This window comes from Parabacteroides sp. merdae-related_45_40 (genome assembly GCF_001915675.1).
This window is the reverse complement of sequence record NZ_MNQY01000123.1, coordinates 1-25,940: the sequence shown is the minus strand read 5'-3', so window position 1 is coordinate 25,940 and position 25,940 is coordinate 1. Positions and strand designations below refer to the sequence as shown.

Here is a 25,940-nt window from a genome sequence, read left to right as displayed (position 1 = left end):
ATAGGGGAATTTTTGTGCCGTGCTTATGGAGTTAGCTCTTTATGCTACAGTTCCGCATCGTTCACTGCATCCAGGATGTCGGCAAACAGGTTCTCGACGAAGAAGAACGTGGCATTGCAAAACAGCTTCGGGTCTTTGATCAAGGCAACCGTATTGCTTTTGCCATTATTGGCGATTACGCTTTCTGCCGAATACGTCTTGAACTTCTTATTGTTCTGTGGATCGTATTGATAAACGATATTGCTTACTTCTGCCGAGTAGCAGTTGTCGTGGCAATTGATTTTCATCTTGTATTTGATGATCGTTTTGTCTGTATCGTTCAACAGCATCTCGACTTTGGAAGAAACGTTGATAGTCCCTTTGGACTTCTTGGAGTTGACATTCGACAGGAATATATCTTTCGCATAGCTTTTCTTCGCCCATTGGTTGATTACTTCGAATATCTGGTCCTGGCTCATGTCTTTCACATGGACTGTGTCGCGATAGCATACTTTCCCGTTTCTCATCGGGGCACACTCGTCGACTTCGCCTTTATGCCCCTGTGCCGTTGCCAGCGCAGGGAGCATGATCAATAGAAGGAAAAACAGCTTTTTCATCATCCTATTTCATCCATACATTTACGATTTCACCGATGACGGTTATCTGCTGGCCTTCTGCCGTTTCGCCCTGCTTGCGGCAGTCGATGATCAGCCAGGCATCCCCGCTTTCACCTTTCTTAAAGAAAGACAAGCTATATGTGTCATTGTTACCTATTTCTTTATAGACAGGACTGTCTTTGCTGATGGCGATCGAGGCAATCGATTTGCCGAACATATTACCCGTGCCTTTCCACTGGGCGGATGTCTCTTTTGTATCCGGCTTACCGGCGGATACGACCTGCATATCGCTTTCCGGTAACATCTGTAATAATGTAGACGGAACCTTATCGGCGGCAAAAGCCACATATCCTTCTTTTGCCGGAACCGGAGTTGCCGGTTGGGCGGTCTGGGCAGGTGTCACAGTCCGAGCGGGAGTGACCGGTGTTGCCGGAACTACGTTGGCGGTTGCCTGCGTGCCTAAAGCGGCGGAGGCGGAGGCAAACATTTCGTCAATGAAATCGACTGTCTTTCTACGGAATTTGCCGTTGCCTCGGTTCAATTTGGTTTGGTCTTTGTTCAGGCAATACTTATCTGTAATCCATTCTTCGGCGGTGTATTTTTCCGGTTCACGCTGGTACGATACATTATATTCGTAACGGATACCGGCCACTTTCACTATACATTTCTGGTTCTCGCATTCCATCGTGACGCGATAGTTCATTTCCGTACGGTCCAGAGAAAGGGCGGTGCTCTGGAAGACCAGGTTGGTTTGCCCTACTGCGGCGATGTCGCCTTTTGCCTTGTCGGAATAGACAACGCGGTTGCCGTCTTCACTGAAGAAACCGTCCGCCCAGTCCAGCATTTTGTCATATACTTCATCTTTCGAAAAAGAAGGTGCGTTTATCTCCTTTGCGAATACTACTTTACCATTCTCGACCGGAACGGCTCCGGCTAAATACTTGGAATCTTCCTGAGCCCAGAGTAGGGTCGGGATAAATAGCGTTAATAATAAAAGTTGCTTCATGGTTATTCTTTACTTATGTTTTTTACGGGCAAAGATATATAATTGTGGCTGAAATAAACTAAGAGTGTGACAAATAAATTAATCTAATTACTGTTGGACAAAGAAAAAAAGCCTATATTTGCACCCTGTGAAAAAACGAATAATAACATAAACATAAGATTCAAATGCAAAACAAAGGATTTGTAAAGGTCTTTGCGGTGTTACTTACGCTTGTCTGTATGTTTTATCTGTCATTCTCGTTCGTGACAAGACATTACAACAGTAAAGCCGCTGAGTATGCAGGTGGAGATCCGGTAAAAGAGAGTTCTTATTTGGACTCGTTATCTACTCAGAAGGTATGGTTGGGCTATACGCTCAAGGAGTGCCGTGAAATGGAAATCAGTTTAGGGCTTGACTTGAAGGGCGGTATGAACGTCGTTCTGGAATTGAATGTGGCCGATGTGATTCGCTCGCTTTCGAACAACAATCAGGACGAGAACTTCAATAAAGCATTGGACCTGGCTTATGAAAATCAGGCTACAAGTCAGAAGGACTTTATTGATCTATTTGCAGAAGAGTATAAGAAGTTAGATAATGGCGCCCGTTTATCCGCTATTTTCAGTACTTTCGAATTGAAAGACAAAATCACTCCGCAGAGCTCGGACGCACAGGTAATCGCCGTGTTGAAGGAAGAACTGAAGAGTGCAATCGATAATTCATTTAACGTATTGCGTACCCGTATCGACCGTTTCGGCGTGGTGTCTCCGAACATCCAGCGTCTGGAAACTGCCGGTCGTATTCTGGTTGAACTTCCGGGTGTGAAAGAACCGGAACGTGTGCGTAAATTGTTACAGGGTAGTGCCAACCTCGAATTTTGGGAAACATACAACTTGCCGGAAATCTACCAGCAGTTGGTTGCCGCCGATAATATGTTGGCTACAATCCTGAAATCGGACGATACTGCTGCCGTAGGTTCGGATACTACGGCTATCGAAGCAACGGAAGAAGTAGTTGCCGACAATGCTGCTGCCGAAACAACCAACGACGCAGATTCTCTGCTGGCTAAGATCGGTGAAGACAAGCCTGAAGCACAGGCAGCCAAGAGCATGGAAGAATTCGCAAAGCAACATCCGTTGTTCGCCGTTCTGCAGATCAACCAGTATAACGGACAGTTGGCTCCCGGACCGGTTGTCGGTATTGCCGATAAGAAAGATATTGCCAAGATCAACGAATACCTGAACATGAAGCAGGTAAAAGATATCCTGCCGCGTAACCTTTCTTTGAAATGGGGCGTAAAGGCTATCGATGAAAAAGAACAATATTTCTACTTGTATGCAATCAAGATGACGAACCGCGACGGAACGCCTGCTTTGGGAGGTGACGTTGTAACGGATGCTAATGCAGACTTCGTTCAGCAGGCAGGCCGTTCAGAACAGCAGGTTAGCATGACTATGAACGCAGAAGGGGCTAAAGCATGGGCTCGCCTGACAAAAGAAAATATCGGTAAAGTGGTTGCTATCGTTCTCGACGATATGGTTTATTCAGCTCCTAACGTGCAGGTGGAAATCACAGGCGGACGTTCTCAGATTACAGGCCACTTCACTCCGGAAGAGGCAAAGGACTTGGCTAACGTGTTGAAATCCGGTAAAATGGCTGCTTCCGTACATATCGTACAGGAAGACGTTGTCGGCCCGTCTTTGGGTCAGGAAGCTATCAATTCCGGTGTTATCTCATTTGTTTTGGCTTTGATCCTGTTGATGTTCTACATGTGTGCCTTCTACGGAGTTCTTCCGGGCTTGATCGCCGACGGTGCTTTGGTATTGAACATCTTTTTCACAATGGGTATCCTTGCATCCTTCCAGGCAGTCCTTACGTTGCCGGGTATTGCCGGTATGGTGTTGACGCTGGGTATGGCTGTCGATGCCAACGTGTTGATCTACGAACGTACGAAAGAGGAACTTCGTGCCGGTAAATCGTTGAACAAAGCAATTGCCGATGGTTACAGCAATGCATTTTCTGCAATCTTCGACTCGAACTTGACTTCCATCATCACTGGTGTCGTATTGTTCTATTTCGGTACGGGTCCTATCCGTGGTTTTGCCACGACGATGATTATCGGTTTGTTCGCGTCCTTCCTGACGGCAGTCTTCCTGACTCGTATCGTCTATGAAGCATTGCTGGCTAAAGATAAACTGAAGAACGTAACCTTTACGACTTCTATTACGAAAGATTTATTGACGAATCCGAAGATCAACTTCTTGGCAGCCCGTAAGGTTGGGTATCTGATTCCGGCCGGTATTATCGTTTTGGGTGCGATCTCCATGTCTACTATCGGTTTGAACAACGGTATCGATTTCACCGGTGGACGTAACTATGTGATCCGTTTCGCCCAGGATGTGAAGACTGACGAAGTCCGTAATCTGTTGGATGCGCAGTTGGATGGTTCTGTTAGCGTTATCCAGATCGGTACTCCCGACCAGGTTCGTGTATCTACCAACTATAAGATTGAAGACAATGATCCGGCTATCGACCAGGAAATCGAAAATAAATTGTTTGAAGGTGTCAAGTCATTGCTTCCGGAAGGAACGACTTTGGCTCAGTTCACGGATCAGTATATCCAGAGCTCACAGAAGGTAGGACCGAGTATGGCTGACGATATCAAGAACGCTGCGTTTCTCGCAGTTGTATTTGCCATGTTCTGTATGGCGGCTTATATCTTGCTTCGTTTCCGCGACATCTCATTCTCTGTCGGTGCATTCGCTTCTGTAGCTGTCACGACTTTGTGTATTATTTCATTCTACACATTGCTTTGGAAGGTATTGCCGTTCTCTATGGAAGTCGACCAGACCTTTATCGCGGCTATCCTGACCATCATCGGTTACTCTATCAACGATACCGTGGTTGTGTTCGACCGTATCCGTGAAACGATCGGTCTGTATCCGAAGCGTGATCGTTATCAGGTGATCAACGATGCATTGAACTCGACTTTATCCCGTACCTTCAATACATCATTAACTACATTGGTAGTTGTATTGTGTATCTTCATCCTGGGTGGTGCGACGATCCGTAGCTTTACGTTCGCTATCTTGTTAGGTATCATTATCGGTACATATTCTACTCTGTTCGTGGCAACTCCTATCGCTTACGAATTGCAGAAGAAGAAGATCAATAAGAAAGCAGCTGCTGAAGCTGGTAAATAAGAATAGATTTTAATCCGATAGAAAAGGGCTGTTCCTGGTTAAGGGAATGGCCCTTTTTGTGCTTCTAAACATAATTGTGCCGGTTGGCAAGATGAAAGAGAATGCTTATCTTGTACGCCTCTTACTTCTGCTATTTACTTACAGATTGTAAGAAAACACCTTAAAATATCATGTTATGGAAGTACGCCTAAGTAACCAATTGCCGGTTTACCCATCTTTTGTTCCCGGTATCCGCCGCGCTCCTGATCGCGGCTATTCACTTACGCCTGCACAAACAGAAACGGCCTTGAAGAATGCGCTCCGTTACATTCCCGAAGAGTTGCATGAAGTGCTGGCTCTTGAGTTTATGGAAGAGTTGTTGACCCGTGGCCGTATCTACGGATACCGTTACCGGCCGGAAGGAGACTTGAAAGCCAAGCCTGTCGACCAATATAAAGGGCAATGTCTGGAGGGAAAGGCTTTCCAGGTGATGATCGACAACAATCTCAGTTTCGATATCGCTCTCTATCCATACGAACTGGTTACGTATGGCGAAACCGGGCAGGTTTGCCAGAACTGGATGCAGTATCGCCTGATCAAGCAATATCTCGAAATACTGACGAATGAGCAGACACTCGTGATCGAGTCCGGACATCCGTTGGGACTGTTCCGTTCCAAGCCGGATGCACCCCGTGTGATTATTACCAATTCCATGATGGTCGGCCTGTTCGACAATCAGAAAGACTGGCATATAGCCGCCCAGATGGGTGTCGCTAATTACGGACAGATGACCGCCGGCGGCTGGATGTATATCGGTCCGCAGGGGATTGTGCACGGGACGTTCAATACCTTATTGAATGCCGGGCGGAAGAAATTAGGCATTCCGCAGGATCAGGATTTGCGCGGGCATCTCTTTGTCTCCTCCGGTCTCGGAGGAATGAGTGGGGCACAACCGAAAGCGGCCGTTATAGCCGGTGCTGCCAGTATCATTGCAGAAGTGGACAGTTCCCGCATCCAGACCCGCCATTCGCAAGGTTGGGTTCAGCATGTGACTGAAGATAAAGCAGAAGCATTCCGTATGGCGCAGGAGGCTATGCAGGTAAGGGAACCGATTTCGATCGCTTATCATGGCAATATAGTAGACTTGTTGGAGTTTGCCGAGGCGCAGGCGATCCGGATCGATCTGCTGAGTGACCAAACTTCCTGTCATGCCGTCTATGAAGGTGGTTACTGTCCTGTCGGCATCTCCTTTGCCGAGCGTACGGAACTTCTTTCTCACGATATGGACCGGTTCTGCTTGTTGGTCGATCAATCTCTGCACCGTCATTTCGAGGTAATCAAGAAGCTTGTGGCTTGCGGCACTTACTTTTTCGACTATGGAAACTCGTTTATGAAAGCCATCTACGATGCCGGTGTAAAGGAAATTTCCCGGAACGGAATAGATGAGAAAGACGGTTTCATCTGGCCTTCCTATGTCGAGGACATTATGGGGCCGGAACTGTTCGATTATGGTTACGGGCCTTTCCGCTGGGTATGCCTGAGTGGGAAACATGAAGATCTGGTAAAGACCGACCAAGCAGCTATGGATTGCATCGATCCGAACCGGCGCGGGCAGGACAGGGATAACTACAACTGGATTCGCGATGCCGAGACAAACCGGCTTGTTGTCGGTACCGAGGCGCGCATTCTCTACCAGGATGCGGAAGGAAGATTGAATATCGCGCTCCGCTTCAACCGCATGGTGCGGGACGGAGAAGTCGGGCCGATCATGCTTGGACGTGACCATCATGATGTGAGTGGGACGGATTCGCCTTTCCGCGAAACGTCCAATATTTATGACGGAAGTAACGTCATGGCCGATATGGCTGTCCAGTGTTTTGCCGGAAATGCGGCACGGGGTATGAGCCTTGTTGCCCTTCATAATGGCGGCGGAGTCGGTATCGGAAAAGCGATAAACGGCGGTTTCGGTATGGTGCTGGATGGAAGCGAACGGGTGGACGAAATCCTTCGTTCCGCCATGCTCTGGGATGTGATGGGAGGAGTGGCACGCCGTTCCTGGGCCAGGAATCCGAATGCCATGTCTACCAGTGCCGCCTTTAACGAAAACTATGGCGACTGGTATCATATCACGCTGCCTTTTATTCCGAAAGAAGATTTAATTCAAAATAGTATACGTACCTCTTTAAAACGCAAAGTATGAGTACATGGAATAAGATAATGGAATGTGTCCCCAATTTCAGTGAGGGAAGGGATTTAGAGAAAATAGAAAAGATAGTAGATAAATTTCGTGCCAAAGCCGGTGTAAAGCTGTTGGATTACAGTAATGACGAAGATCATAACCGACTGGTCGTAACGGTAGTCGGTGAACCGGAAGCTTTGAAGGACGCTTTGCTCGAAGCCATCGGACAGGCGGTGGAACTGATAGACCTCACGAAACACTCCGGGCAGCATCCGCGGATGGGAGCGGTCGATGTCGTTCCTTTTATCCCGATCAGAGGGTGTACGATGGATGAGGCGATTGCGCTCTCCAAAGAAGTGGGCGAGAAGGTGGCCGCTCTCTATCGAGTACCGGTTTTCCTGTATGAGAAGTCGGCTTCGGCTCCACACCGAGAGAACTTGGCGGCGATCCGCAAAGGTGAGTTTGAGGGTATGGAAGCAAAGATCAAGCAGCCGGAATGGAAACCTGACTTCGGGCCTGCCGAACGGCATCCATCGGCAGGGACAGTGGCGATCGGCGCCCGTATGCCGCTGGTGGCTTATAACGTCAATTTGGGCACGGCAAACCTGGAGATCGCGAGCAGTATCGCCAAAAAGATCCGCTTCATAGGTGGCGGGCTCCGCTACTGCAAGGCGATGGGAGTGGAACTGAAAGAACGCGGCATCGTGCAGGTTTCGATCAATATGACCGATTATACCCGCACCGCCCTTTATCGCGCTTTCGAGCTGGTACGCATTGAGGCACGTCGCTATGGTGTCCCAGTCGTCGGAAGCGAGATTATTGGGTTGGTTCCGATGGAGGCGTTGATTGATACGGCTTCTTACTATTTGGGACTGGAAGACTTTTCAATAGATCAGGTATTGGAAACCAGGATAATGGGATAGACGATGGAAGACGAAAAGATATTGATACGGAATGCGTCGCAGGTGGTGACTTGTTCTGGTTTTGAAGCGAAGAAGGGGAAGGCTATGTCCGATGTCGGGATAATCGAGGACGGGGCGGTTGCTGTATCGGATGGTATTATCACGCATGTGGGACCGACTGAAGAGGTCCTCCGGCAAGTGGATGTCGGAGATTATCTGGAAGTAGACGCTTCCGGACGTGCGCTTCTGCCAGGGTTTGTGGATAGCCATACGCACTTCGTCTTCGGTGGTTACCGCGAGGAGGAGTTCTCTTGGCGGATGAAAGGAGACAGCTATATGTCGATCATGGAAAGGGGAGGCGGGATCGTCAATACGATGAATGCGACCCGGAACGCCAGCTATGATGACCTGTACGGCGATGCATACGACCGTCTCGACGCTATGATGGATATGGGCGTGACTACTGTCGAAGGAAAGAGTGGTTACGGTCTTGACTTGGCGACCGAGCTGATCCAGCTTCGTGTCATGAAGGAGTTGAACGACGAACACCCGTTGGATGTGGTCTCTACTTTCCTCGGTGCACATGCTGTCCCGCCGGAGTTTGCCGGGCGTACGGACGCATATGTCGATTACATAATAGAAGGAGTGTTGCCCCATGTGCGTGCAGAACATTCGGTAACCTTCTGCGATGTCTTTTGCGAACAAGGCGTTTTCTCGGTCGAACAAAGCGAACGTTTGTTGAAAGCAGCCCGCAGCCAGCGTTTCAAACTGAAACTTCATGCCGATGAGATCGTTTCTTTCGGAGGAGCCGAATTGGCAGCCCGCCTGAAAGCCGTGAGTGCCGACCATCTGTTGCATATCTCCGATACCGGCATCAAACGCCTGGCACGTTCGGGGACGATCGCGACTTTGCTTCCGCTTACCGCTTTCTCGCTAAATGAACCTTATGCTCCGGGACGCCGGATGATAGATGCCGGTTGCGCCGTGGCACTGGCTTCCGACCTGAACCCCGGTAGTTGCTTCTCCAGTTCGATCCCGTTGTTGTTCGCCCTGGCCTGCATCCAGATGAAACTTACTCCCGAAGAAGCCCTGACCGCCCTTACGATCAACGGAGCGGCAGCGTTAGGGCGGGAAAAGAAGGTCGGTAGCATCGATGTCGGAAAGAAGGCGGACTTGGTCTTGTTGAAATTCCCTTCTTATAAGTTCCTTCCTTATCATATAGGAATGAATATCGTGGACACGGTTATCAAAGACGGCGTGCTTTATATCGTTTGACGGGATGAAGATAAAATGTTTAATCTTAAATAATAGACACAATGCTTGTAGATTTGACAATCAAAGGATTTCTTGCCGAAACGGCGGGTAGCGCGCCTGTTCCGGGGGGCGGAAGTATCTCGGCTCTGAACGGGGCTATTGCGACGGCACTTACCGAGATGGTGGCAAACCTGACGATCGGTAAGAAGAAATATGCCGATGTGGAAGGCCAGATGCGGACAATCGCGACGGAGGCAGCCATCATTCGTGAACGGCTGATCCGGGATATAGACCGCGATAGCGAAGCGTACGACCGTGTGTTTGCCGCCTTTAAACTCCCGAAGGAAACGGAGGAGGAAAAAGCCGAGCGCAGCCGGGTGATCCAGGATGCGACGAAACAGGCGGCTATGGTCCCGATGGAAGTGGCCGAAGAGATTGCCTCGGTGATGGAGACTATTATATATGTGGCGCATAAAGGAAACCGAAATGCCGTGACCGATGCCTGTGTGGCGATGATGACGGCCCGTACTTGTGTGTTAGGGGCTTTGCTGAATGTCCGTATCAATCTTACATCTATCAAGGATGAAGCGTTTGTCAGACGGATGTCGGAGAAAGCGGATTTCCTCGAATCCGAAGCGATCCGGATAGAAAAGAAGTTGCTGGATTGGACGCAGGAGCAATTGAAAGTTGAAAATTGAAAGTAGAAAGTTATGGGAAATGTACATTATGTGGGGGCGGAACCGCTGACGTTCGAACGTATCGAAGAGATACTGACCGGAAATATGAAGTTGGAACTGACCCCGGAAGTGAAGGAACGCATCCAGCGTTGCCGCGATTATCTGGACCGGAAGATCGAGACACAGAGCGAGCCGCTTTACGGCATCACGACAGGCTTTGGTTCCTTGTGTAATAAGAATATCTCGCCGGATGAACTCAGCACCTTGCAGGAGAATCTGGTGAAAAGCCATGCCTGTAGCGTGGGGGATGAGGTGAGCCCGGTGATTGTCCGCCTGATGATGCTGTTGAAAGCGCATGCTTTGTCGCTGGGGCATAGCGGCGTGCAGGTGATAACGGTGCAGCGTATCCTTGATTTCTTTAATAATGACGTGCTCCCGATCGTCTATGACCGGGGTTCACTTGGGGCGTCGGGCGACCTGGCTCCGTTGGCGAATCTTTTCCTTCCGCTTATCGGAGTGGGAGATGTGTATTATAAAGGGAAGAAGAGGGAGGCAATCAGTGTCCTGGACGAGTTTGCCTGGAAGCCGGTGCGCCTGATGAGTAAAGAGGGATTGGCGTTGCTGAACGGTACGCAGTTTATGAGTGCCAACGGCGTGTTTGCCCTGATGCGTGCTTTTGCCGTGTCGAAGCGGGCGGACCTGATTGCAGCCTTGTCGCTCGAAGCCTTCGACGGGCGGATCGATCCTTTTATGGATTGCATCCAGCAGATGCGTCCGCATCCCGGACAGATCGAGACGGGCGATGCTTTCCGCCGTATTCTGGAGGGCAGCGAACTGATCAGCCGGAAGAAGGAGCATGTGCAGGACCCGTATTCGTTCCGCTGCATCCCGCAGGTACACGGGGCGACGAAAGATGCGATCCGGTATGTCTCCGGCGTATTGCTTACCGAGATCAATTCCGTGACGGACAACCCGACGATCTTCCCTGACGAGGACAAGATCATCTCCGGAGGTAATTTCCACGGCCAGCCGTTGGCGATCTCCTACGATTTCCTTGCGATTGCGTTGGCTGAGTTGGGAAATATTTCCGAACGCCGTGTCGCGCAGTTGATCATGGGGCTTCGGGGCTTGCCTGAGTTTCTGGTTGCCAATCCCGGATTGAATTCCGGCTTTATGATCCCGCAGTATGCGGCAGCCAGCATGGTAAGCCAGAATAAGATGTACTGCTATGCTGCCAGCAGCGACTCGATCGTGTCCAGCAACGGGCAGGAAGACCATGTGAGTATGGGAGCCAATGCGGCGACGAAGCTCTTTAAGATTATGGACAATCTGGATCATATCCTGGCGATCGAGCTGATGAATGCGGCACAAGGTATCGAGTTCCGTCGTCCGGCGCGTACTTCCCCTATCTTGGAGAAATTCTTGAAAGCCTATCGCAAAGAGGTTCCCTTCATTGGCGAAGACATCATCATGTATCCCGAAATACATCGGACGGTCGCTTTCCTAAGACGGTATACTTTATAATAAGAAGATAGGATTGTGTCCAATTTCTTGGTGATGTGTCAAAATTTATCTCTCTCTTTTGCCGGGGGATTAATCCCCCGGCAAGGAATTGATTTCTCTTTCTTTTTGACACATCCTACTCACTCTCTTATTACTTCTTGGTAACAACAACCCTCTTTGTCGGATCCAAATGTTCGTTACGGTAATCGATCTGTTTCACGACATTTTCGGCTAACTTCTGGAATGCCTGGCCAGTGATGCTGTCCGGATTGAGGGCGACTGGCTTTCCGCTGTCTCCACCTTCGCAAATGCTTTGTACGATGGGGATTTGTCCTAGCAACGGGATATTCAGTTCTTCCGCCAGACGTTTGCCTCCTTCTTTGCCGAACAGGTAGTATTTGTTTTCTGGCAGCTCGGCAGGCGTGAACCAAGACATGTTCTCGACCAGTCCCAATACTGGTACGTTGATCTTCTCACCTGTAAACATACTGATCCCTTTGCGGGCATCTGCCAACGCCACTTCTTGCGGTGTGCTGACAACGATGGCGCCGGTGATGGCCAATGTCTGTACCATCGTCAGGTGGATATCGCTTGTTCCCGGTGGCAGGTCGATCAGGAAATAGTCCAGATCGCCCCAGTTGGCGTCGCCGATCAACTGTTTCAAGGCATTGCTTGCCATTGCGCCGCGCCAAAGGACGGCGTCTTCCTTATTGACAAAAAAACCGATGGACAGTAGCTTCACGCCGTAGTTGGCAGCCGGTTCGATCAGTTCGCGGCCTCCCACCTCCACCATATAGGGACGGGCTTCTTCTACATTGAACATCTTAGGCTGCGAAGGACCGAAGATATCGGCATCCAGTAAACCGACCTTGTGACCCTGCAAAGCCAGCGCTACCGCCAAGTTGGCCGCTACTGTACTTTTGCCTACGCCACCCTTGCCGGAAGATACGGCGATGATATTTTTTACCTCCGGCAGCAGCTTGTCTGGTTCAGGACGGGCCGCCTGCTTGGCGTCAACCGTGATATTACCCTTGATGTCCACTTCTTCTCCTACGTAAGTAAGGATAGCCGTCTCGGCAGCTTTTACCACCGATTTGATAAACGGATCGTTCGGTTTTTCGAAAAGGAGCGAGAAGCTTACTTTGTTACCGTCGATCCGGATATTATCTTCTACCATACCCATTGTCACAAGGTCTTTTCCTGTGCCGGGGTAACGCACCTTTGCCAGTGCGTCCATGATTAGCTTTGGATAGAGTGTCATGTTGTATGATTTATAATTTATGATTTATGAATTATTTGCCGGAAGCCAACGCACTCCGTTTGCTCCGGTTGAAACTGCGATACGGATCGTATTCGATTTCCACTTCCGGTTCTACCAGTTCATCCCGTTCTTCACAGACAAACTTGATGTATTTGATGGTTAACCCGCGGTCCAACCACTGCTGTTCATAATAGGTCTTGATAGAAAGAATGTTGTCTGTCAGCCCCGAATGATACAAATCGTCGTTGCTGAACAGTACGGGATAGCGATTTGCTTTTACCATCTCGCAGGTGTAGGTGTACATGAAGTTGCTGTCTGTTTTCAGATGTATGATGCCGTCTCCCGCCAGTATCTCGCGGTACATCTTCATGAAGCGAGTGGAGGTAAGGCGTTTGTTCGCTTTCTTCATCTGCGGGTCAGGGAAGGTGAGCCAGATCTCGGCCACCTCTCCGGCAGCAAAGAAATGGGCGATCAGTTCGATACTGGTCCTGAGGAAGGCAACGTTCGTCATACCTGCCTCAAGCGATTCTTTCGCCCCTGTCCACATACGGGCTCCCTTGATATCGACTCCTATAAAATTTTTGTTGGGAAATAACTTTCCCAAACCTACCGTATATTCTCCTTTTCCGCAGCCTAATTCAAGCACGATCGGATTGTCGTTCTTAAAGAACTGTTCGTGCCAGTGCCCCTTTAGCTCAAATCCTTTCTCTTGAAGGGTTGCAAACGGATATTGGAACACATGGGGATAGCTCGCCATGTCGTCAAACTTTGCTAATTTATTCTTTCCCATAATGCAAAGGTAATATAATTACACGTAAAAAGACTATAACCTGCCAGGCAATTATTCGATCAGGTTATTGTCCCAATCATGCATAAAAAAAGAGATACTCTTGTGAAGTATCTCTCTCTTTCGCTCTTCCTCTTGGACTTGAACCAAGGACCCTCTGATTAACAGTCAGATGCTCTAACCAACTGAGCTAAGGAAGAATATGTCTTTTTCAGTCTTTCCCGATGTCTTTTGCTCTTCCTCTTGGACTTGAACCAAGGACCCTCTGATTAACAGTCAGATGCTCTAACCAACTGAGCTAAGGAAGAATTTATTTCTTTCAGTTCGGGACTTATTAATCCCTTTCTGAATTTGCACTGCAAAAGTAGAGGTTCTTTTTGAAATATGCAATATCTTTGCGAAAAAAAATAGAAAAAATGAATACGATTGGATTAGGAAACGCTTTGGTAGACGTTCTGCTGAAGCTTGAGAACGATGATGTACTGGCGGAAGTAGGCATACAGAAAGGCGCAATGGATATGATCAACCAGGAGCAGATGATTAAAATCCGTAAATCGCAGGAAGGCCTTGAACGCAGTCAGGCACCGGGAGGTTCAGTATGCAATACCATGCGTGCGATGGCTATTTTGGGAGCAAAAGCAGGATTTATAGGTAAGATCGGATCCGATTCCGTAGGTGAGTATTATGAAGAGGCTTTGAAAAAAGCGAATGTCTCTCCCTATTTTGCCAAGACAGACGGTATTTCCGGTAGCTGCACGGTTCTGATTTCTCCCGATGGCGAGCGTACGATGGGAACCTTCCTCGGACCGGCCCCGACGATCACGCCGGATGAGATAACGGAAGAGATGCTTTCCGCTTACCAATGTATTTATATCGAAGGCTATCTGTTGGTGAACGAAGAACTGGTGCGCACTACTATGCTGAAAGCGAAAAAGTTAGGATTGAAGGTTGCCCTCGATCTATCGAACTTCAATATCGTGAATGCTTTCCGGGGGCTATTAGACGATATTATCCCTGAATATGTCGATATCCTTTTCTCCAACGAAAGCGAAGCGGAAGCCTTTACCGGGCTGAAAGCACACGAAGCGGTCAAGGTCCTTTCAGAACAAGTAGAGATTTCTTTAGTCACTTTAGGAAAAGAAGGCGCTCTGGTGGGAAGCAAGGGACAGGTTATCGCTGTTCCGGCGGAAGGAGGCAAACCGGTCGACACGACGGGAGCCGGCGACCACTTTGCCGCCGGATTCCTTTACGGGCAGTCGGTCGGCGCGACTTTGGAGCAGTCGGCACGTATCGGATCGCTTTTGGCCGGTTACATAATTGATGTCATCGGGGCGCAGATACCGGATGATAAATGGGAACAAATAAAGTTAAAAGTAAATAGTATATTGTCCTGACAAGCGTTTATTATATACATTTACGTCGTTAATTAACTAAATATTCTATGTATAAACAACGAGAGAAAATAATAGTTCTTTTTAGTTTGCTGCTTCTGTTAGGAGGCGTGATTCCCGGACAGGCACAGAAAGACAATCGTTTCGAGGTCAGTAAGAACCTGGATATCTTTAACGCTCTGGTAAAAGAGGTGGAAATGTTTTATGTGGATTCGGTCGACGTCGAGAAAACGGTGCGTCGGGGTATCGATGCCATGTTAGGCGGCTTGGACCCTTATACCGAATACTACCCGGAGCAGGAAATGGATAAACTGAAATTCATGACGACCGGCGAATATGGCGGTATCGGTTCTTATATCCGTGAACGGAAAGAAGGCGGTGTCTATATTATCGAGCCGTTTGAAGGGATGCCGGCTGCTTTGGCAGGATTGAAAGCGGGCGACCGCATTCTGGCTATCGATACGGTGGATGTGACCGACAAATCTTCGGATGAGGTGAGTGCCCTGTTGAAAGGTGTCCCCAATACGAAAATGGTATTGAAGATACAGAGTCCGTATGACAAGAAACCGCGTGAAGTGGAACTGGTGCGCAGGCAGATTTTGGAAAATCAGGTTACTTATTATGGTGTGCGTGGTGATAGCGTAGGCTATATCTATTTGAAGGGTTTTACTGATAAGAGTGCGCAGGAAGTAAAAAATGCGTTTGAAGACTTGAAAAAGAACCATCATATAAAATCACTGATTCTGGACTTGCGTAACAATGGCGGCGGTTTGTTGGAAAGCGCTACGCAAATAGTCGGTATGTTCGTCCCGAAGGGGAAAGAAGTGGTTTCGACAAAAGGGAAGATCAGCCAGTGGGACCGCACTTACCGGACACCGGGCGAACCTCTCGACACGGTGATGCCGATGGCTGTCCTTATTAATGGAGCCTCTGCTTCTGCTGCCGAGATCGTTTCGGGCTCTTTACAGGATATGGACCGTGCTGTGTTGATCGGACAGCGTTCTTTCGGAAAGGGACTTGTGCAGTCTCCCCGTGAACTTCCTTATAATGGAAGTGTGAAAGTGACGATGAGCAAATATTATATCCCTAGCGGCCGTTGTATCCAGCAGATGGACTATTCGCACCGGAAAGCAGATGGTAGCGTCGGGGCTATTCCAGATAGCCTGACGTCTGTATTCTATACTTCCAAAGGACGTCCCGTTCGGGATGGAGGCGGTATTACCCCTGACTTTAAAATAGAAGAACCGGAAACACCGACTATGATGTTCTATTTGGTGACAGACTTTCTCTTGACGGACTTTGTCGCCGAATGGTCCCAAAAACATAAGAAAATCGCTCCGCCCGAAGACTTCGAGGTGACGGATGAAGATTTTGAGGCTTTCAAGCAATATGCTAAAGAAAAGAACTTCACCTATGACCGGCAGAGTGAAAAGCTGTTGAAGAACTTGAAAGAAGTGGCTAAGTTTGAAGGTTACATGGATAATGATTCTACCCTCTTCAACTCTTTGGAAGCTAAACTGACTCCGGACTTGGATCGGGATTTCGACCGCAACAAGGATCAGATTAAGAAACTGTTGACTTCCGAGATTATGAAACGTTATTATTTCCAGAAAGGCGAGTTGATAAACAGCTTGAAGGAAGATGATGTTTTGGATAAGGCGCTGGAAGTGTTGGGTGATCCAGCATTATACCAGCAGACATTGGAAGCGCCGGGAAAGGTAGAGAAAACGGCTACATTATAATCGAGGTAAGAGACCTGCCATGAAGAGTGCTTTGAAGTTGCTTGTGTTTTTTGGCATCGGATGTTTGATCGGCATTGTTTTGGTGTGTGCCGGTATCGTGTCGTTTACGGATATGACATGGAATGAACTGGTGCAGAAGCTGGCCAAGATAGAGGCGCTTGAGGTGGTGGGGATATTTGCCGGGAGCATCGTTTGTACGTTGGTCGCTTTTATTTTGCAAATTGTTTTGCATGAAGGAGGCCACTTGCTTTTCGGGCTGCTCTCCGGCTATCGTTTTGTCTCTTTCCGTATTTTCAATTGGACGCTGATTCGCCAAGAGGGAAAATTTCGTTTGAAGCGTTTCGGCATCGCGGGGACAGGTGGACAATGCCTGATGCTCCCGCCTGACAAGCCTTTGGAAGAGATCCCTGTTGTGCTTTACCATTGGGGTGGCGTTATTGTCAATATGTCGGTAGCGCTTTTGGCTTTTGTGGTTTGGTATGTGGTGGAAGATCCTTCTCCTCTGCTGGCACAATTCCTGGTTATGATGTGTTTTGCCGGTGTGTCGTTGGGATTGCTCAATGGCATCCCGTTCAAGCGGGGAATTACTAATGATGCAGCCAATGTACGTTTGATGAGGAAGTACCCGAAGAGTAAAAAGGCGATGATAGTCCAGCTGCGCGTCAATGCCTGTATACAAGAAGGTATCCGGATAAAGGATATGCCGGAAGAGTGGTTTGCTTGGGTGGATGACATTGATTACGGGGAACCGATGCAACTGAATATCCGTTTGCTGCAAGTAGGGCGACTGCTGGATTTAGGGCAAATGGAAGAGGCCTATGTTGCATTGGAAGAGATTGCAAGACACAAGGGGGAGATGATCGGGCTTTTGGCGAAAGAGGTGGTTTGCGAACTCATCTATTTGGATCTGGTGACTGGGCATAACCGATGGGCAGATACGTTGTACACGTAAGAAATAGAACTTTACGTCCGGCAATACCGTGTTTTGATGTCTTCAAAACAGCGTTTTCTCTGTGCTTGGGCACTTTATAAGGAGCGAGATCGGGAGAAAGCGTTGGCAATCTATAAAAATGTAGTCCAAAAGCAAACTCAATATCTGTTGCAGGGGGAAGTGAAGATGGATATCGCCATGATGGAGGCAATGTTTCATCCTGCTTAATTGGCAAACCGGATGTGCAGCACGATCATTTCTGATACAGTACCGACCCGGTAGGGAGGTCCGGCTATCCCGATGCCGGAAGATACATAGAACTGGACCGGCCCTTTCTTATGGTAGCCATACGGACATTCATAGATCAATTTCATTACGAGGGGGTAAGGCCATAGCTGTCCGTTATGGGTGTGTCCGTGGAGTCCGAGATCCACACCGTTCATTGTCATTTCGGCGAACGACCAGGGTTGATGATCCAATACGATGATCGGTTTGGTTGTGTCTATGCCTGCCATAAGTACATGTAACGGCTTTCTTTTCTTGTTGATATGGTCGTCCCGTCCGATCAGATAGAATGAAGAGTCCGGACGTGCAACGGAATCGATCAGAAGCGTCGCCCCTGTTTTCTTCAGCCAACGGTATTTGGCTATGCGGTTGGCGCGATACTCATGGTTGCCATAAACCACATACACGCCTAATGGGGCTTTCAGTTGTTTCAAATCCTCTTCGATATGTGCTTTTTCGGCAAAGCGTGATTCATAATCCATGATATCGCCTACTAGGACGACCAGGTCGGGATGTTGTGCGTTGCTCATCTTCACGTATCGTTGTACCAGTTTCTTACCGATCATTTCTCCGATATGGAGGTCGCTCATCATGACAATCGTCATGCTGTCACGGTCGCTACTTCCTTTGGGTAGGGTGACATATACATCTTTGACAACCGGATAGGCGACGACATGGTAAGCATGAAACATCAGGCCGGTAACGATTGCCATGACTAAAAAGAACAGGACCAGTTTCGTTTGTTTCCAGTGGCTCGTAATCCAGCCGGGAAACCAATGGAAGAAACGGTTGCTAAGCCGGAGCACTTCCAGACCCAATAGGGATAGCGTGATATAAATAGATGCGATATACCAGGTGTTACAGATATATTGGATGGCAATCATGACAGAGTCCGGCAATACATTGCGGAACGTAAATCCGAAAAAGAAGATTGATAATTCAAGGATAAAAAACAAGATATAAGGAATCCTCCAACTCTTTTTGGGGGGAATTGCCTGATACCCTCGCCAGAAGATATAAGGATTTAGTAATATCTGTGCTACTATCGATTGAATGAAAACTTTCATGTCTGCAAACTATTTACAGGTAATGTTGAATACGACAAGCTCGCTGTCGGTACCTATCCTGAAAGGCGGTCCCCAAAGCGATAGTCCGGAGGAAACGTATATGTGGCTGTTTCCCCACTTACGGTAACCATAACTTTGATCGAACAGATGGTCGGTAATGAGGCTGACCGGCCATACCTGTCCACGATGCGTATGTCCGCTGAACTGAAGGTCGATGCCCGCATTTTCCGTATCCGACAAGTTGTACGGTTGATGATCCAAAAGGATAACAGGTTTTGCCGGATCAATGTTTTTCACCAGTTCTTGCAGGGATAGCCGGGATTTATTGCTGCGATCGTCCCGTCCGATTATTTGTATACCGCCAGGCAATGTTACGACATCGTCTCTCAATAGGCGGATCGGCGTTTCATTTATGAATTGCATACTCTTCCGTATGCCGCTGATGTATTCATGATTTCCAGGAACCATATAGATTCCCAAAGGTGCTTTCAATTCAGCCAGTTCCTCCATCATCTTTTCTTCATAAAGGGGAACTACGCTGTTGTCGATCAAGTCGCCGCCTATCAGGATCAGATCCGGTTTCTGCGCGTTGATCATCTCGACATATTGTTTGAGTTCTTTCTTGTCTGTCCCGTACCCTAAATGAACGTCGCTGACGGAAACGACTTTCAACGGCTGTTCATTATGAACCGTCTGCTTGTTGATAACTATGTTGAAAACTTCTGTTTTCGGATGTTGGTAGTTATAGTATCCATAGCTTAATAGGCTAAGTGTCAGAAATAAGGATATATAGAAACCATATTTGCATGGAAAGTTGAAAAGTCGGAATAAATCGAATATGATTAGGCATAGTACCATATAAAGCGTGAAAACTAACCAGCCGGTCCCTATCTCGTGGGCTGTATGAGCCAAAACAACCGGCAATTTGGTGTTTCGTGCTAAAAAACTACCGATAAACGCCAAGGCACCGCACCAGAATAGTACGGCTAATAAAACTTTAACACCGAAAGGCTGAGCTACCAAAGCCTGTGCCCCTCTCCTGAATATATAGATGTTTCCCGCAAGATAAATACTGATGAGGACAACGAAAAATGTCGGCATAGTTGTAAATTTTCGGCAAAAGTACGGAAACAAATTTAGTTATGGTCGTATTTGATATGAAATTTCTCCAGCAAAACCTTGAAATGATCCTGTGCCGTCAGGCAGGTATCGGCCAGATATCCTTTGATGTGCGGCCAGTGCCGTAAGCCGTTGTAGTAGAACATTTCTTTTCGTTCTTCAGATGTACCGGATTTCAAAATAAAGTGGAGTTGTTTGATGTACGTTTCGGTAAGTTTGCCGTCGTTCTCTTGGATAATGTAGTCTACGGCACGGAAATGATTGGTGGTTTCGATGATGTCGTCTACATTAATCGCTTCATCCGTCACTCCGATCGTGTTGGTTTTCCATCTATCGGCAAGTTTGATAGTGACATTATATCTACAAAGGTAGTATTTCTTGCTGATATCGGCAAGAAATACTACCATATACTGCATTTACCGTTATGGAATTACAATTTGAAACTACTCGGTTTGATATTCCAACCTTTCACAACGAATGTCGGTTCGGATGGCATATCGCTTGCGGCTGTTTCTATGATGACGGTTTTACTTTCTCCCGGTAAGAGCGAGAAGAAGTTGTCTGTGTAGAAACTGGGGCGCACCGGCTTTTTGTCCTGACCAAGCAATTGAAGCTGGGTGAAGAATGCTACGGTTGAAGAAGGGTTCTTTATTTCAGCTTTAATGAAATGCCGATCACCTTCTTGATAAGTTTGGTAGCGAGTCTTCAGTTGCACCTGTTTCAATTTCGACAGATCTTCGAAGCCGGATGAGGTCGGGCCTGTTAAGGTCTTGCGTCCTTCATACTTGTCGTTGGAACGCCAGTAGAATGTATTGGCGACTTCTTTCCCTTTCGTGTCGAACAGGCGTAGTTTTATGAAATGGACCTGCGTGATGTTTTGGGGAAAATCGATTGTGAAGATATCGTTTACGACACCGTCTTCCGGGATATCGATCTTCTGGCTTTTGCCCCATACCTTTTTGCTGTTCAGGTCGTACACTTCGGCAGTTACTTTATAGTCCTTGAATGACTGGTAGTAGTCATTATAAACAGAAACCGTATTTTTCAAGTAATCAAACTGTGCGTGAAGCGGTTCCAATGCGTTCTGAGTATGATATAAAGAGGCGGTCGGTTCCAAAGAGTAGTCCCACATACGGGCGCAAACCTGACTGACCGGGCAGTTGTGATACCAGAACAATAACCCTGATGCGTAGCGGTCTCCATAACCGAATTTGTTATAGTTCCAGACTTCCCAGATCGATTTTGAGTTCATCGCACCGACCGCCTGACCTTTGGTGGCAAACTCTTCGATGGAAGAGGAAGGGCCATAATGGTTGGTAAGGTCCGTGTACATGGTCGACATCAGATGGAATCCTCCGCCATCATGATAATCCCATACCTCCTTATTGATCGGCCAGAGGTCTTTCTCGTCCATTACTTCGCGGAGTGTTTCGACTGTCGGGATAGTGGGCGAACCATATTCCGGGTTGAAGCCATCGACACGGCTACCGCGTTCGGATGCCGTATTCTCGTAATGCTGCATCGGGTTTACCTGTTTGTAAGGGCTGCCGTCGTGCACGCCGTCACATTCCGACTGCATCTGGTAACCGCGTGTCCCGTCCAGTTTCATGATCAGGTCTTTTGCTCCTGGCATTTCCGTGCTTTCATTAGACGAAACATAGTAGGCCAGTGAAGGATGGTTGCGCAGGCGTTTTACGGTTGCCTCGACGTTGCTCAGGTATAGATCTTTATCCTGCGGATGTTTGGTGTCTCCGGTCATCCAGAATTCCTGCCAGACAAGGAGTCCCATTTCGTCGCATAGCTGGAAGAAATAGTCCGATTCGGCAATGCCGCCGCCCCACATGCGGATCAGGTTGATACCGGATTGTTTTGTATAGCGCAATTCTGCATAAGTACGTTCGTCGGAGGTACGGAGCATCCCTTCCGGAATCCAGTTGGTTCCCCGGATGAAAAGTTTCTTGCCGTTCACATAGAATTGGCGGGATTTGTCCGGTGTATTCTGGTCGGATGTGATTTCCCGGATACCGAAACGGGTTTTTGTCTCATCGGACACTTTACCGTCTATGCTTACGGTCAGTTTCAGTTCGTACAGTTCCGGATTCCCTTTGAAGATCGGCCACCACAGACGTGGGTTCTTGATTGTCAGTTGTGGGAATTCTTCCGGAGTAAAACAAATTTCCTTTGTTTCTCCTCTGAATAGGTTCAGGTCTTTGCTGAACGTGATGTTTTCGCCGATGATTTCTCCTTTGACCGTGCATTTTATGCCACGCTGTGTCGGGTTTGTCACTTCTACGCTGACAGTTTCTTTTGCCAGGTCGTAGTTGGGTTTTGAAAGTTCGGATTTGATGAACGGATGGCGGATAACTGCTTTATCTGTGGCATAGAGACTGATGTTTTTCCAGATGCCGGTATTACGGTCGCGGATGCCGTCGTTGAAGGTGAAATCCCAACCGACACTCATCAGCATGGTTGTGTTCAGTCCGATGTTACCGTCTCCACCATTGTGAAACTCGCCGGCAGCTCCCCACTGCTTCGGTTTGATGGTTCCCGGCATATCGACCGGATAAACCTTGATTGCCAAGGCATTCTTCTGACCGATACGGGCGAAGTCGGTGATATTGATATACTCCGGTTTGAACATGCCGGACATATTGCCAAGCAGATAACCGTTTACCCATATTTCGGCACGATAATTGATACCGTCTACCTGAAGCCAGACGATTTTGTCTTTATAGTTTTCCGGTACGTCAAATTCCGTGCGGAACCAATAGGTGTAGAACTCGCGTCCTGTTTTGGCAAGATCTGGGATGATATTCCGGTCTAACTTGTTGTTCATGCCATAATAAGGCTCCGGATACATCTTGTTGTGGACAAGGGAATTCAGGACCGTACCCGGAACGATTGCCGACATCCATTTTCCGGTCTGATAGCCTGGTTGTGAGATTTTTTCAGCCGGATCTTTCGTCTCGTCGGCCTTATGCATCTGCCAGGTAAAACTTCCGTTATGTCCTTCTTTCGAATCCAGATATATTTTATCCGGGTTTCGGTAATAATTGGGTGTCTGAGCTTGCATGAAGCAGGCAGACACAAGTAAAAATATTCCTGTAAAAATGTTTTTCATAAATTATTCTTTTAATTCGGGATCTGATCGCCAGGAGTTTTCTTGGCCGGATCGTAAATAGCTACGCTGACCTGAGAATCTGCACATCCGTAATAGAGATACCATTTGTTTTTGAAAAAGACCAAACCTTCGATAAAGACGGTTCCGTCGACATACTGTCCGCTCTTTTCGAATGAAGCCATCGGACGGAAGAAAGGAACGTCCAGACGTTGCAGAACCTTCATCGGTTCCTTCGGATCGGTCAGAATCTGTCCGGCACAGTAAGCTCCGGCTGTGAAACGCTTGTCGCGCTTGCTGTCGTTTGTCTGGTTCTTGCCGTTATAAAGCAAGACGATACCTTTGTCTGTCAGGATAGCGGGAGGACCACACTCTGTCAAGGCGCTGTCGAAATATTGGGGACGGGGTTTGATGACAGTCGCCAGTTCATTTTTTTCGTCCAATATCGGTGTCCAGTTGACCAAATCGTCGGAGGTTGCTGCGTAGACCGCATGTTCCCCCCAATACATGAAGTATTTTCCATCGATTTTCGTCAGCACTTGTTTCCCGTCTTTGATCGTTGTCACCATAGAACCGGATTTGCAGAAAATGTCTTTGAAACGTCCGTTGTAGGCTTTAGCAAAAGCAGGTCCATGTTTTTCCCATTTGACCAAGTCGTGTGAGGTGGCAATGCAGAGGCGTGCCACTTTCCGGTTCCAGGAAGTGTAGGCCATGACATACAGACCGTCTTCCGTCATTGTCACACGTGGGTCTTCGCAACCGCCTTCCCATTCGTATTCCTTCATATTATCTTTGTCCGGGTACATGACGGGGGTCTTCCGGCGTTTCATGTGGATACCGTCTTCGGATTCTGCTAATCCGATACGCGAAGTACGTTTGCCGATTCCTGTTGCAGAATTGTCCTCAGCCCGGTAAAGGACATATATTTTACCGTCTTTTACGGTTGCTGCGGGATTAAACACATCGCTCTCTTCCCATCCTATTTTTTTGTCCTGCATGGGACAGTCGAATTGATTGGAAGGATTGGGGGTAATGATCGGATTGGCTTTTTCCGGTCTGACAAAGCCGCCTAAAGCCCAGTCCGGTAATACATTTTGGCTATACCCGAATAGGGGTAGAACTGCCAGACTGATGAGTAAGATACTTTTTTTCATGCTCTAAAGAATAAAAAAGGCACAGAGATCCAAACAAAAAGGATATCTGTGCCAAAGGTTATTTATTGTACAATCGTTTCTATAATGGTACTGTAGTTGACTGCGCCTTCTGTTTTAGCACCGACACGTACATATATTTTGTTGCCATTTGCTTGTATTTTGTACAGATTGTCCTGATAGGTTTTATCGTTTTCCAGATCGAAAACGATCGTCCCTTCCTGCTCCTTAACGGTCTGCTTTCCTGCTTGGTTGGCATTTCCATTATCAACACCCGGAGCAAAATTCCAGTAGCCGTACACTTCGGATACCTTGAAATTGCTGTTTGTCGGATTCACCTTGTATGTAATCGTGATTTTTTTACCCGTAACCTGGGCCGAAGCGTTGATTCTTGCATACGGAGTTGCTTTCAGATCCAATGTTGTCTGTCCTTTTACGGTTACAAATTCTTCGCAAGGAGAAACAAACGGACCGTTTACAACAATTTTATAATCACAGTTGAACAACTTTGCATTTTCGTATGAACCATCCATCTTTGCATAGAAATCGACCGATTGTGTTGCATCTGTGTTCTGTTCGAACATATTAATAATAACACCGGTAGATCCTTGGACAGGCAGTGGTATCGGTTCATTCGTTTCCGCATCTAAGATTTGTCCTTTGATGCCTCCGTTGGGGGATTCATAATTATCCATATCGCTCAAACAACTTGTGAAGCATAATGAGCAAACGGCCATCAGTAATAAACTTATCTTTTTCATATCAAATTTCTAAATTATATGATTAATTGGTATAGCCCGGGTTCTGAATGAGATTCGGATTTGAATTCATATCGTCTTGGTTGATTTTTGTATAATAATTTTTTTCCAAGAAGATTCGTAATTGTTTAGGGGTGTTACGTCCTCTTTCAAATACATATTTACCATCACGAATATCATACCAAGGATACAAAGCCGTTCCTCTGAATCCATTCAGCCCGCCTTGTGTCACATCCAAGTGAGCAATTCTCCAACGCTTCATGTCCCAGAAGCGATGGCCTTCGAATGCCAGTTCCACTCTGCGTTCGTGGCGGATCTTTTCCATATTGATGTTTGACAATAAGGCAATTCCGGCACGTTCGCGGATCTTGTTAACTGCATCCAAAGCTTCGGATGATTTGTTCAACTCCATTGCAGCTTCCGCCAAATTTAGATAAATTTCTCCTAAACGGAAAACCGGCCACGGAGTTTCTGACTTACCCATATTCATATCGGTCAATGTTTCGTCCCAGAATTTCTTCTGATAGAAGCCTGTTTTGGAGGCATCTCCGGCATCGGATCCACCATCTTTTCCAGATGTACTATAGGTGACTCCGTTGATTTCAACCGTATTACCACCATCCGGCTGGCTGGTTGCTACATGTCTCTTATTATCGTTTTCGATGACACCTCTTTTCCATTCGATCTTTGTGCTTTGGCAAGGAGAGCCGGGCAGATATACGGATGCGAACAAGCGTGGGTCTTTATTGGCAAATACTTCGTATGGATCATCGAAACGAAGAGGTTTGCCGTTTTCTTCCAACTTCAGAGTTCCTTTGGAACCGTCTACATATTCATATGCTTCCACCAATTCAAGTGTCGGGGCGATACCGCATCCCCAACCACCGGCACGATAAGAGAACGGTGCGTTACGTTTGTCCCAGTCGTGACCTTTGCCTCCTGCAACGTTATATTGCTTCTGGAAGATATATTCTCCGTTATCACCGTTACCTTTCAGGAACATATCACAAAAGTTCTGTGCTTTGTTGTCAGGCTTGTTGTTATACAAGGCATAT

Annotated in this window: 21 protein-coding genes and 2 tRNA genes; 10 read left to right on the top strand and 13 right to left on the bottom strand. The window is 47.5% G+C overall.

Going from position 1 to position 25,940, the window contains the following annotated elements; translation table 11 throughout:
* Positions 1–44: 44 nt before the first annotated feature.
* Together BHV83_RS16915 and BHV83_RS16910 are read right to left on the bottom strand one after the other, a co-directional pair.
* The gene (locus BHV83_RS16915) at positions 45–596 is read right to left on the bottom strand and encodes a DUF4468 domain-containing protein (RefSeq protein WP_036724423.1); all 552 of its coding nucleotides are present in this window, start codon (positions 594–596) and stop codon (positions 45–47) included.
* A gap of 4 nt (positions 597–600) precedes the next feature.
* A complete protein-coding gene (locus tag BHV83_RS16910; protein WP_122206041.1) occupies positions 601–1,602 on the bottom strand; it encodes a DUF4468 domain-containing protein in 1,002 nt (333 codons plus the stop codon).
* Positions 1,603–1,766: 164 nt separating this feature from the next.
* Between BHV83_RS16910 and secDF the strand changes: the two genes are divergently transcribed.
* The 6 genes from secDF to hutH all read left to right on the top strand — a co-directional run bounded on the left by secDF (position 1,767) and on the right by hutH (position 11,296).
* Complete coding sequence (gene secDF / locus BHV83_RS16905) at positions 1,767–4,781, top strand: protein translocase subunit SecDF (RefSeq protein ID WP_286757800.1); 3,015 nt, start codon at positions 1,767–1,769, stop codon at positions 4,779–4,781.
* 175 nt (positions 4,782–4,956) lie between these two features.
* Positions 4,957–6,960, top strand: a complete 2,004-nt coding sequence (hutU, locus tag BHV83_RS16900) for a urocanate hydratase (RefSeq protein WP_122206042.1) — start codon at positions 4,957–4,959, stop codon at positions 6,958–6,960.
* Entirely contained in the window at positions 6,957–7,862 is a 906-nt protein-coding gene (gene ftcD, locus BHV83_RS16895; protein ID WP_005637457.1) for a glutamate formimidoyltransferase, read from the top strand. Before hutU ends, ftcD begins: the two co-directional genes overlap by 4 nt.
* 3 nt (positions 7,863–7,865) lie before the next feature.
* Positions 7,866–9,116 carry an imidazolonepropionase gene (gene hutI, locus BHV83_RS16890; RefSeq protein WP_005637454.1) on the top strand — a complete coding sequence of 417 codons (1,251 nt, stop codon included), beginning with the start codon at positions 7,866–7,868 and terminating at the stop codon, positions 9,114–9,116.
* Between the two features lie 41 nt (positions 9,117–9,157).
* Complete coding sequence (locus BHV83_RS16885) at positions 9,158–9,793, top strand: cyclodeaminase/cyclohydrolase family protein (RefSeq protein ID WP_122206043.1); 636 nt, start codon at positions 9,158–9,160, stop codon at positions 9,791–9,793.
* Between the two features lie 12 nt (positions 9,794–9,805).
* Positions 9,806–11,296 carry a histidine ammonia-lyase gene (hutH, locus tag BHV83_RS16880; protein ID WP_005637447.1) on the top strand — a complete coding sequence of 497 codons (1,491 nt, stop codon included), beginning with the start codon at positions 9,806–9,808 and terminating at the stop codon, positions 11,294–11,296.
* A 130-nt stretch (positions 11,297–11,426) separates the two neighbouring features.
* Here the strand turns inward: hutH and BHV83_RS16875 are convergent, their stop codons facing one another.
* The 4 genes from BHV83_RS16875 to BHV83_RS16860 all read right to left on the bottom strand — a co-directional run bounded on the left by BHV83_RS16875 (position 11,427) and on the right by BHV83_RS16860 (position 13,631).
* On the bottom strand, positions 11,427–12,536 hold the full coding sequence (locus BHV83_RS16875; RefSeq protein WP_005650530.1) for an Mrp/NBP35 family ATP-binding protein: 1,110 nt from the start codon (positions 12,534–12,536) through the stop codon (positions 11,427–11,429).
* A 31-nt stretch (positions 12,537–12,567) separates the two neighbouring features.
* Positions 12,568–13,326 carry a tRNA (guanosine(46)-N7)-methyltransferase TrmB gene (gene trmB / locus BHV83_RS16870; RefSeq protein WP_005637438.1) on the bottom strand — a complete coding sequence of 253 codons (759 nt, stop codon included), beginning with the start codon at positions 13,324–13,326 and terminating at the stop codon, positions 12,568–12,570.
* Between the two features lie 123 nt (positions 13,327–13,449).
* Positions 13,450–13,523 (bottom strand) — tRNA-Asn (locus tag BHV83_RS16865).
* Positions 13,524–13,557: 34 nt separating this feature from the next.
* Positions 13,558–13,631: transfer RNA gene (locus BHV83_RS16860), tRNA-Asn, on the bottom strand.
* A 108-nt stretch (positions 13,632–13,739) separates the two neighbouring features.
* Here BHV83_RS16860 and BHV83_RS16855 point away from each other — a divergent pair.
* From BHV83_RS16855 to BHV83_RS16840, 4 genes are read left to right on the top strand one after another with little or no spacing between them, the layout of a single operon-like run.
* Entirely contained in the window at positions 13,740–14,717 is a 978-nt protein-coding gene (locus BHV83_RS16855) for an adenosine kinase (protein ID WP_005647033.1), read from the top strand.
* A 47-nt stretch (positions 14,718–14,764) separates the two neighbouring features.
* Positions 14,765–16,456 (top strand): S41 family peptidase, encoded by a 1,692-nt coding sequence (locus tag BHV83_RS16850; protein ID WP_122206044.1) that lies wholly within the window; start codon positions 14,765–14,767, stop codon positions 16,454–16,456.
* A gap of 19 nt (positions 16,457–16,475) precedes the next feature.
* Entirely contained in the window at positions 16,476–17,408 is a 933-nt protein-coding gene (locus BHV83_RS16845) for a zinc metalloprotease (RefSeq protein WP_259324967.1), read from the top strand.
* A 36-nt stretch (positions 17,409–17,444) separates the two neighbouring features.
* Positions 17,445–17,615 (top strand): hypothetical protein, encoded by a 171-nt coding sequence (locus BHV83_RS16840; RefSeq protein ID WP_259324968.1) that lies wholly within the window; start codon positions 17,445–17,447, stop codon positions 17,613–17,615.
* On the opposite strand, the gene BHV83_RS16835 is transcribed toward BHV83_RS16840, so the two are convergent.
* The 7 genes from BHV83_RS16835 to BHV83_RS16805 form a co-directional block, all read right to left on the bottom strand.
* Positions 17,612–18,739 (bottom strand): metallophosphoesterase, encoded by a 1,128-nt coding sequence (locus BHV83_RS16835; RefSeq protein WP_119215978.1) that lies wholly within the window; start codon positions 18,737–18,739, stop codon positions 17,612–17,614. The genes BHV83_RS16840 and BHV83_RS16835 overlap by 4 nt on opposite strands.
* A gap of 9 nt (positions 18,740–18,748) precedes the next feature.
* Positions 18,749–19,840 carry a metallophosphoesterase gene (locus BHV83_RS16830; RefSeq protein ID WP_119215977.1) on the bottom strand — a complete coding sequence of 364 codons (1,092 nt, stop codon included), beginning with the start codon at positions 19,838–19,840 and terminating at the stop codon, positions 18,749–18,751.
* 35 nt (positions 19,841–19,875) lie between these two features.
* Positions 19,876–20,265, bottom strand: coding sequence for a hypothetical protein (locus BHV83_RS16825; RefSeq protein ID WP_005650525.1), 390 nt, complete (start codon positions 20,263–20,265; stop codon positions 19,876–19,878).
* A gap of 23 nt (positions 20,266–20,288) precedes the next feature.
* Positions 20,289–22,979 carry a glycoside hydrolase family 2 protein gene (locus BHV83_RS16820; protein WP_211742787.1) on the bottom strand — a complete coding sequence of 897 codons (2,691 nt, stop codon included), beginning with the start codon at positions 22,977–22,979 and terminating at the stop codon, positions 20,289–20,291.
* Between the two features lie 11 nt (positions 22,980–22,990).
* On the bottom strand, positions 22,991–24,130 hold the full coding sequence (locus BHV83_RS16815; protein ID WP_005637422.1) for a beta-1,2-mannosidase: 1,140 nt from the start codon (positions 24,128–24,130) through the stop codon (positions 22,991–22,993).
* A gap of 62 nt (positions 24,131–24,192) precedes the next feature.
* The gene (locus BHV83_RS16810) at positions 24,193–24,888 is read right to left on the bottom strand and encodes a DUF3823 domain-containing protein (protein WP_224204268.1); all 696 of its coding nucleotides are present in this window, start codon (positions 24,886–24,888) and stop codon (positions 24,193–24,195) included.
* A gap of 22 nt (positions 24,889–24,910) precedes the next feature.
* Positions 24,911–25,940: RagB/SusD family nutrient uptake outer membrane protein (locus BHV83_RS16805; RefSeq protein WP_286757798.1), on the bottom strand; the 1,030-nt coding region annotated here is incomplete at its 5' end.